Raw genomic sequence first — 9381 nt, forward strand, 5'->3', positions numbered from 1 at the left:
GGCACGTTTGCGAATGTTTGAATCGAAGGACCACCCGCAAGCGATTATGGTGGTGGGACTTCGGATTGGCGTTCGCTTCGAGGGCTCGCGGAAATGGTTGAGCGAACGTCAAATCCGCTCCATCACCGAAGCGGGGGCGTATCTAAAATCAGTGGCACGATCGTGAACGACATGTCTCAAGCGGGCGCACGTGCGGCAGCCGCACGCGCCGCCTTTCCTCGTGGTCTAAGGCCTGCACATGCGGGTTCCGGGAACAGGGCCGATCGCGCCTTGTACAGCCGGCTGCGGAGCGCATCATGAACCTGATGTCCTCGATAGACGACACGGACCTGCCGGTCGCCTCCCTCGACAGGGACGAGCTCTGGTACAAGGACGCGATCATCTACCAGCTTCACGTCAAGGCCTTCGCCGACAGCAACAATGACGGCATCGGCGACTTCGCCGGCCTGACCGAGAAGCTCGATTATCTGCAGGAGCTCGGCGTCACCGCGCTGTGGCTGTTGCCGTTCTATCCCTCGCCCGGCCGCGACGACGGCTACGACATTTCCGACTACGGCACCATCAATCCCGACTTCGGGACCATGAAGGATTTCAAGCGCTTCATCCAGGAGGCGAAGAAGCGCGGCCTGCGGGTCATCACCGAGCTCGTCATCAATCACACCTCCGACCAGCACGACTGGTTCAAGCGGGCCCGGCGCAGCGACAAGAAGTCGAATGCGCGCGACTTTTATGTGTGGAGCGATACCGACCAGAAATACCAGGGCACGCGGATCATCTTCACCGACACGGAGAAATCCAACTGGACCTGGGATCACGAGGCCGGCCAGTTCTACTGGCACCGCTTCTTCTCGCACCAGCCGGACCTGAATTTCGACAACCCGCGCGTGGTCAGCGCCCTCATCAAGGTGATGAAGCGCTGGCTCGACACCGGCGTCGACGGTTTCCGGCTCGATGCGATCCCCTATCTCTGCGAGCGCGACGGCACCAACAACGAGAACCTGCCCGAGACCCACGCCATCATCAAGAAGCTGCGCGTCGAGCTCGACAGCTACGCCAAGGGCAAGATCCTGCTGGCCGAGGCCAATCAATGGCCGGAGGACGTGCAGTATTATTTCGGCGACAGCGACGCATGCCATATGGCCTATCACTTCCCGCTGATGCCACGCATCTACATGGCGATCGCGCAGGAAGACCGTTTTCCGATCACGGACATCCTGCGCCAGACCCCGGATATTCCTGCGACCTGCCAATGGGCGCTGTTCCTGCGCAACCATGACGAGCTGACGCTGGAGATGGTCACCGACGTCGAGCGCGACTATCTGTGGTCGACCTACGCCCACGATCCGCGCGCCCGCATCAATCTCGGCATCCGCCGGCGCCTCGCACCGCTGATGGACAATGACCGGCGCAAGATCGAGCTGATGAACTCGCTGCTGCTGTCGTTCCCGGGCACGCCGATCATCTATTACGGCGACGAGATCGGCATGGGAGACAACATCTATCTCGGCGATCGCAACGGCGTGCGCACGCCGATGCAATGGACGCCCGACCGCAATGGCGGCTTCTCCCGCGCCGACCCCGCGCGGCTCTACGCCCCGATGATCATGGATCCGGTCTACGGCTATGAGGCCGTTAATGTCGAGGCGCAGTCGCGCAGCCTGTCGTCGCTGCTCAATGCCACCAAGCGGCTGATCGCGGTGCGCAAGTCGACGCTGGCGTTCGGTCGCGGCAGCATGACCTTTATCCGCCCGGCCAACCGCTCGGTGCTCGCCTATGTCAGGGAACACGACGGCGAGATCATTCTTTGCGTCGCCAACCTGTCCCGCTCCGCCCAGGCCACCGAGCTCAATCTCTCACGATTTAGCGGCCGGGTGCCGATCGAGATGCTGGGTCGAACGCGTTTTCCGGCGATTGGCGAACTGCCCTACATGATCACCCTCGCCCCTTACGGCTTCTACTGGTTCCAGCTGAAGGAGCGCGACAAGTCGGAGCCGGCGCCGCCGACGGTGCCGGAATTCGAGACGCTCGTGGTGCCGCTCGGCTCGACCTGGGTGTCGCTCGCCCGCACCCGCGGCGTGTTCGAGCGCGACGTCTTGCCCAACCATCTGGCGCGAACCCGCTGGTATCCGGAGCGTTCAGCGGAGGCGATCCATCCGACGCTGACCTCGGCGATCCCGTTCTGCGATATCGGCGACAACCGGCCGTGGCTGGCCTTCTTCCAGACCAGGCAGCACGGGGTGACCTCCCGTTACGTGTTGCCGATGCAGATCGAATGGGTGCGCTTCGACCGTGAGCGCTACGATCCGAACGCGCTCGCGGCGGTGCGCCAGGGCGCGCGCGAGGGCACGCTGCTCGACGTCGCCACCGGCCAGATCTTCATCGCGCTGTTTCAGCGTAATCTGCGGCAGTCGCTGACCGTCAGAGAAGACGCGCAGCGACTGGAGTTCAAGCCGACCTCCAAATTTCCGGACCGGCCGGTCCACCAGCCCGAGCATATTCGCGTCATCGAGACCGAGCGATGCAGCATGGCGCTGGTGGACAACGACTATGTCGTAAAAATTTATCGCAAGGTCGAGCCTGGCATCCATCCGGAGATCGAAGTCGGGCGTTTTCTCACCGATGTCGTCGGCTTTTCGAATGCGCCGCCGCTGCTCGGCAACGCCGAGCTGGTGGAAAAAGAGGCGACGCATGCGATCGCCAGCGTGCACGGCTATATCGAGAATCAGGGTGATGGCTGGACGGTGTCGGCGGCCTATCTCGACCGCTTCGTCGACGACCAGCGCCTGCTGATGTCGAGTGACCAGCCGCAGGAGAGCGAGCAGCAATCGCTGTATCTGCGCTATATGACCCAGGCCGGCCGGCGGGTGGCAGAACTGCACGCGGCCCTCGCAAGCGGACCCGAGTTCCCAGACTTTGCGCCCGAGCCGATCCTTGCCGATGACGTCGGGCGCTGGACGCGCGATCTCCTGGAACGGGCCCGCGGCATCTGCGAGGCCTTGCAGGCGAGGCGTGACGCCGGCAAGGGGGCCGACGTGGCCCTGATCAACCGGTTGCTGGCGCAGCAGCCTGGCCTGCCCGACCGCCTGCACGCGCTGTTGCCCGAGGCCAGCGAGGGTCTCAACATCCGCCTGCACGGCAACCTCGATCTCCGCCAGACCCTCGTGGTCAAGGACGATATCTTCGTGATCGGCTTCGACGGCGATCCGCGCCGTCCCCTGGCCGAGCGGCGCTTGAAGCAGCCGGCGGCGCGCGACGTCGCCGACGTCATCTGCTCGATCAACTATTCGGCGGCAGCCGCCCTGGCACGATACGAGAAGATCGCTCACGACGAGCACGGCAGGATCGCAGGTGCGCTGTCCCAATGGCGCGCCCGGTCTGCGTCGGCCTTCCTGTCCGCCTATCGCGAGACCCAGCCGAACCAACGCCTGTGGCCGTCCGATCCGCAGGCGGCGGAGGCGATGCTTGACTTCTTTCTGCTGGAGAAATTCTTTGACAAGATGGAATATGAGCTGAAGCATCGACCCGAATGGCTGCAGGTCCCGTTGATCGAGATCCTAAATATCCTGTCCAAGCCGGTTAACGAGGCCTGATGACCAAATTGTCCGCAGAGGCCTACGCGATCGTCGAAGGTCGCCATGGCGATCCATTTCACTATCTCGGCCCCCATGACGAAGCCGGCCGGACCGTGGTCCGGGCGTTCCTGCCGAATGCCGTCACCGTGGAAGCGATCGCCGAGCACGGCAAGGCCGGCCCGCTCAGCCGGATCCATGAAAACGGACTGTTTGCCGGCGACCTGCCGAGCGGCGCCGGGCGCTATCAGTTGCGCGCCCGGTTCGGCGATCAAATCGTCGAACTGGAGGATCCGTATCGCTTCCCGCCGGTCCTGAGCGATTATGATCTCTATCTGCTCGGCGAGGGCACGCAGCGGCGGCTCTACGACAAGCTCGGCGCGCATCCGCTGCAACTCGACGGCGTCGCGGGCGTGGCCTTCGTCGTCTGGGCGCCGAATGCGCGCCGGGTCAGCGTGGTCGGCGATTTCAACGGCTGGGATGCGCGGCGCCATCCGATGCGCCGGCGCGGGCCTGGCTACTGGGAATTGTTCGTTCCGCATGTGACGGGCGGCGACCAGTACAAATTCGACATCATTGGCCCCAAGGGCGAGCACCTGCCGCAAAAATCCGATCCGCTGGCATTTGCCACGGAGATGCGACCGAAAACGGCGTCGGTCGTGTTCGACGAGGCGAGCATCCCGCGCCCGCGGCCTGCGCCGGACGGCATCAACGCGCGCTCTGCGCCGATCTCGATCTACGAGGTCCATCTCGGCTCGTGGCGGCGCAACGGCAGCAATGAGTGGCTGAGCTACCGCGAACTGGCCGAGCAGCTTCCTGCCTATGCCCGCGACCTCGGCTTCACCCATGTCGAATTTCTCCCGGTCAGCGAGCATCCGTTCGACGGCTCGTGGGGCTATCAGCCGACCGGCCTCTACGCGCCGACCAGCCGCTTCGGCAGCCCGGCCGATTTCGCCGCGCTGGTCGATGCCTGCCACGCGCACGGTCTCGGCGTGCTGCTCGACTGGGTGCCCGGCCATTTTCCCGACGACCCGCATGGGCTTGCGCAGTTCGACGGCACCGCGCTCTACGAACACGCCAACCCGCTGCAGGGCCGTCATCTCGACTGGGGCACGCTGATCTACAATTACGGCCGCACCGAAATCGCCAATTTCCTGGTCTCCAACGCGCTGTTCTGGCTCGAGCGCTTTGGCGTTGATGGACTGCGCGTCGACGCCGTGGCCTCCATGCTCTACCTCGACTACAGCCGGCCCTCCGGCGCCTGGATCCCCAACAAGTTTGGCGGGCGCGAAAATCTCGAGGCCATCGCCTTCCTGCGCCGCTTCAACATCGAGCTGTTCGGCCATTTCCCGCAAGCCACCACGGCGGCCGAGGAGTCGACAGCCTGGCCGCAGGTGTCGCAGCCGGTCGACAGCGGCGGCCTCGGTTTCGGCTACAAGTGGAACATGGGCTGGATGCACGATACGCTGCGCTATATCGGCAAGGACCCGATCCACCGCAGATATCATCACGGCGACATCCTGTTCGGCCTGCATTATGCGTTCTCGGAAAATTTCATCCTGCCGCTGTCCCACGACGAGGTCGTGCACGGCAAGCGTTCGATCCTCGGACGGATGCCCGGCGACGACTGGCAGCGCTTTGCGAATTTGCGCGCCTATTACAGCTTCATGTTCGGCCATCCCGGCAAGAAGCTGTTGTTCATGGGCTGCGAATTTGGTCAGGAGCGGGAGTGGAATCACGACATCTCGCTGGACTGGCATCTGCTCGACCAGGCGAGGCATGCCGGCATCCAGGCGCTGATCCGCGATCTCAATCGCCTCTATCGCGAACAGGGCCCGCTCCACGAACTCGATTGCGAGCCGTCAGGTTTCGAATGGCTCATCACCGAGGATGCGAGCAGCAACGTGTTCGCCTTTCTGCGCAAGGGGCGCGATGCGCGCTCGCGTTGCGTCGTGGTGGTGAATTTCTCGCCGAACGTCTACTATAGCTACCGCGTTCGCGTGCCGCTTGCCGGCAAGTGGCGGGAAGTCTTCAACTCGGATTCCCAGCACTACGGCGGCAGCAATGTCGGGAACGTCGGAGAAGTTGCCACATTGCCCGGACCCGAGCCCGCGCTCAACCTCACCATCCCCCCCTTGGCTGCGATCTTTCTGGTCCCGGAAGGCTAGAGCATGCGCCTGTCCGCCGGAAGTTCTGCGCGTCTCGGCGCGACCTGGGACGGACGCGGCACCAATTTCGCACTGTTCTCGGCCAATGCGGAGAAGGTCGAGCTGTGCCTGTTCGATAACCAGGGCCGGCGCGAGCTCGAGCGCATCGAGCTGCCCGAGCGCACCGAGGATGTCTGGCACGGCTATCTCAATGACATCACACCTGGCCAGCTCTACGGCTATCGCGTGCACGGCCCCTACTCGCCCGAGCACGGCCACCGCTTCAATCCCAACAAGCTCCTGCTCGATCCCTACGCCAGGCGCCTCGCGGGCCGGCTGATCTGGAGCGATGCGCATTTCGGCTTTCGCATCGGCTCGTCGCGCGAGGATCTCTCCTTCGACCGGCGCGACAATGCCCGCGGTATGGTGAAGGCCGTCGTGATCGACGAGACCTTCAACTGGGGCCGCCGCGAGATGCGCCCCTCCATTCCCTGGGAAGACACCGTCATCTACGAGGCGCATGTCAAAGGGTTGACGCAGAAGCGCGGCGACGTGCCGCCGAACCTGCGCGGCACCTATGGCGGGCTGGCCTCGCCTGCGATGATCAAGCATCTGAAGCGGCTCGGCGTCACCACGATCGAACTGTTGCCGATCCATGGCCTGGTCGACGACCGCAATCTGGTCGAGAAGAAACTCGCCAATTATTGGGGCTACAACACGATCGCGTTCTTCGCGCCCGAGGCACGCTATGCGCAGGACAATCCGCTTGATGCTTTTCGCACCACCGTCGCGCGGCTGCACGATGCCGGCATCGAGGTGATGCTCGACGTGGTCTACAACCACACCGCCGAAGGCAATCATCTCGGCCCGACTCTGTCGTTTCGCGGCATCGACAACGCCTCCTATTATTGGCTGAAGCCGGACAATCCGCGCTACTACGACGATTTCACCGGCTGCGGCTCCTCGGTCAATCTCACCCATCCGCGCGTGCTGCAGATGGTGATGGATTCCCTGCGCTACTGGGTCGAGGTCTGTCATATCGACGGTTTTCGCTTCGACCTGGCCACGACCCTGGCGCGCGGACCGAACGGCTTTGACCGCCATTCCTCGTTCCTGACAGCGGTTCGGCAGGATCCGGTGCTGGCGACGGCAAAGCTCGTGGCCGAACCCTGGGACATCGGCCTCGGCGGCTACCAGGTCGGCGGATTTCCCTCGCAATGGTCGGAATGGAACGACCGCTATCGCAGCACGATGCGACGCTACTGGAGCGGCGAAGGCAGCCTGATCGGCGACGTCTCGGGCCGGATGACCGGCTCGTCCGATCTGTTCAATCATGACGGCCGCACGCCGCGCGCCAGCATCAACCACGTCACCGTCCATGACGGGTTCACGCTGCAGGATCTGTTCAGCTACAACGAGAAGCACAACGAAGCCAATGGCGAGGACAATCGCGACGGCTCCAACGACAATCTCAGCAACAATTGTGGCCATGAAGGGCCGACCGATGATCCGGCGATCACGGCACTCCGCCGGCAGCTGAGGCGAAACCAGCTCGCCTGCCTGCTGCTCGCACAGGGCACGCCGCTGATCCTAGCCGGCGACGAGGTCGGCAATTCGCAAGGCGGCAACAACAATGCCTACTGCCAGGACAACGAGGTCGGCTGGGTCGATTGGCAGGGCCTCGGCCGCCCTGGCGACGACCTCACCGATTTCATCGGGCTGCTGACGGGGCTGCGCCGGAAATTCGGCCAGATCCGCGCCCGCCGCTGGCTCGACGGCCGCCGTGCGGACGGCAGCTTTGGCGTGTTGTGGCTGACGCCGTCGGCGGCCGAGATGACCGAACAGGACTGGAATTTTCCGGAGGGACGCTTCCTTGCCTATGTGCTCGGACCGACACAGGAGGGGCAGCCGCCGCTCTTCATCGTGCTCAACGCAGCGCCCGAGGAAATCGCATTCAGACTGCCGATCCTGTCCGAGTACAAGACCTGGCAGCTGCTCCTCAACTCGGCTGACGCCCGGCAAACCGTGGTAAAGCTGCCAGCGGCCAGCGACACCAAGGCGCCGGCCCGCACCGTGCTGGCGTTCGCGGGCCTCACATGACCAAGCCCCGGTTTGGCGCGCGCGTGACTGCGGACGGCGTGTCGTTCGTCCTGTGGGCGCCGGCAGCGCGACAGGTCGACCTGCTTCTTGACAACCCGCAGCCGATGCGGCGCGACGACGACGGCTGGTTCCGCCTCGATGTCGGCGGGCTGGCGGCGGGCGCGCGCTACAAGTTCCGTATCGACGGCGCGCTTGACGTGCCCGATCCCGCATCGAGCTTTCAACCGGACGACGTCTTTGGTCCGAGCGAGGTGATCGATCACGCGAGCTATCCATGGAAGAGCGCCGGCTGGCGCGGCCGTCGCTGGGAAGAGGCGGTGCTGATCGAAACCCATGTCGGAACATTCACGCAGGGAGGGACGTATCGCGCTGTCATCGATCGGCTCGATCATCTGGTTGAGACCGGGATCACGGCGCTCGAGCTGATGCCGATCGCGGATTTTTTTGGCCAGCGCAACTGGGGCTATGACGGCGTCTTGTGGTATGCGCCCGACAGCGCCTATGGCCGCCCCGAGGACCTGAAGGCGCTGATCGATGCTGCGCATCAGCGCAGGCTGATGGTGTTTCTCGACGTGGTCTACAATCATTTCGGTCCAGAGGGAAATTTCCTGTACCATTATGCGCCGCGTTTCTTTACGGCCGCAGAAACTCCCTGGGGCAGCGTGATCGACTACGGCAAGCCGGAGGTGCGTGCGTTCGCGATTGGCAGCGCGCTGCATTGGCTTTGCGACTATCGCTTCGACGGGCTGCGGTTTGATGCGGTCAACCACATCGTCACCCCGCCCGGCGAAATTGCGATGCTGCACGATCTCAGCACCGCCGTGGGAAAACTGGCCGCGGAGACCGGCCGGCACATCCATCTCGTGCTGGAAAACGGCGACAATATCGCAAGCCTTCTTGATCCAACCGAGGAACGGCCACGGGGAAAATTCCGCGCGCAGTGGAATGACGATTACCACCACGCCTTTCATGTGCTGCTGACCGGCGAGTCCCACGGCTATTATGGCGACTATCAGCGTTCGCCCCGTGGCCACATTGCGCGCGCGCTCGCTGAGGGCTTTGTGTATCAAGGTGAGGTGGCCGCGTTCTGGGGCAACAGGCCGCGCGGCGAACCGAGCCGTGCGCTTGAGCCGACCGCCTTCGTCAGCTTCCTGCAGAACCACGACCAGACCGGAAACCGCGCGCTCGGCGAACGCCTCGACGCTCTCGCGGATCCCAAGCAGGTCGAAGCTGCGCTTGCCATCACTCTGCTTGCCCCCATGATACCCATGCTGTTCATGGGCGAAGAGTGGGGCTCGCGGCGGCCGTTCCTGTTCTTCTGCGATTTTGCCGGCGAGCTGGCCGATGCGGTCCGCCAAGGGCGGCGCCGTGAATATGACTGGGCCTACGCCAAATATGGCGATGCGGTCCCCGACCCGCTCGATCCGGAAACATTCCGCGCCTGTGTCCTCGACTGGGAGGCGCGCGATGCGGCGCCGGAGCGTGAGCGTCTGATGCTGGTCAAGCGCCTGCTCGAGGTTCGACGGCGCGAGATCGTGTCCCGCCTCGCGGGTGCCCGGCATGGC

At 63.9% G+C, this 9381-nt stretch carries 4 protein-coding genes; all 4 read left to right on the forward strand.

Annotation, left to right across the window (positions count from 1 at the left end):
- Positions 1-296 precede the first annotated feature (296 nt).
- The gene (gene treS, locus JOZ76_RS18015; RefSeq protein WP_291700337.1) at positions 297-3590 is read left to right on the forward strand and encodes a maltose alpha-D-glucosyltransferase; all 3294 of its coding nucleotides are present in this window, start codon (positions 297-299) and stop codon (positions 3588-3590) included.
- A complete protein-coding gene (glgB, locus tag JOZ76_RS18020) occupies positions 3590-5737 on the forward strand; it encodes a 1,4-alpha-glucan branching protein GlgB (RefSeq protein ID WP_291700339.1) in 2148 nt (715 codons plus the stop codon). Before treS ends, glgB begins: the two co-directional genes overlap by 1 nt.
- Before the next feature lie 3 nt (positions 5738-5740).
- The gene (gene glgX / locus JOZ76_RS18025; protein ID WP_291700341.1) at positions 5741-7816 is read left to right on the forward strand and encodes a glycogen debranching protein GlgX; all 2076 of its coding nucleotides are present in this window, start codon (positions 5741-5743) and stop codon (positions 7814-7816) included.
- Positions 7813-9381: malto-oligosyltrehalose trehalohydrolase (gene treZ / locus JOZ76_RS18030; protein ID WP_291700343.1), on the forward strand; the 1569-nt coding region annotated here is incomplete at its 3' end. The genes glgX and treZ, both read left to right, overlap by 4 nt.

Source organism: Bradyrhizobium sp., assembly GCF_019244115.1.
In the GTDB taxonomy this organism is placed as follows: domain Bacteria; phylum Pseudomonadota; class Alphaproteobacteria; order Rhizobiales; family Xanthobacteraceae; genus Bradyrhizobium.

Excerpts from the sequence above, each read along its gene's own strand:
- treS (WP_291700337.1), top strand. The coding sequence starts at position 297 with ATGAACCTGATGTCCTCGATAGACGACACGGACCTGCCGGTCGCCTCC.
- glgB (WP_291700339.1), top strand. The coding sequence starts at position 3,590 with ATGACCAAATTGTCCGCAGAGGCCTACGCGATCGTCGAAGGTCGCCAT.
- glgX (WP_291700341.1), top strand. The coding sequence starts at position 5,741 with ATGCGCCTGTCCGCCGGAAGTTCTGCGCGTCTCGGCGCGACCTGGGAC.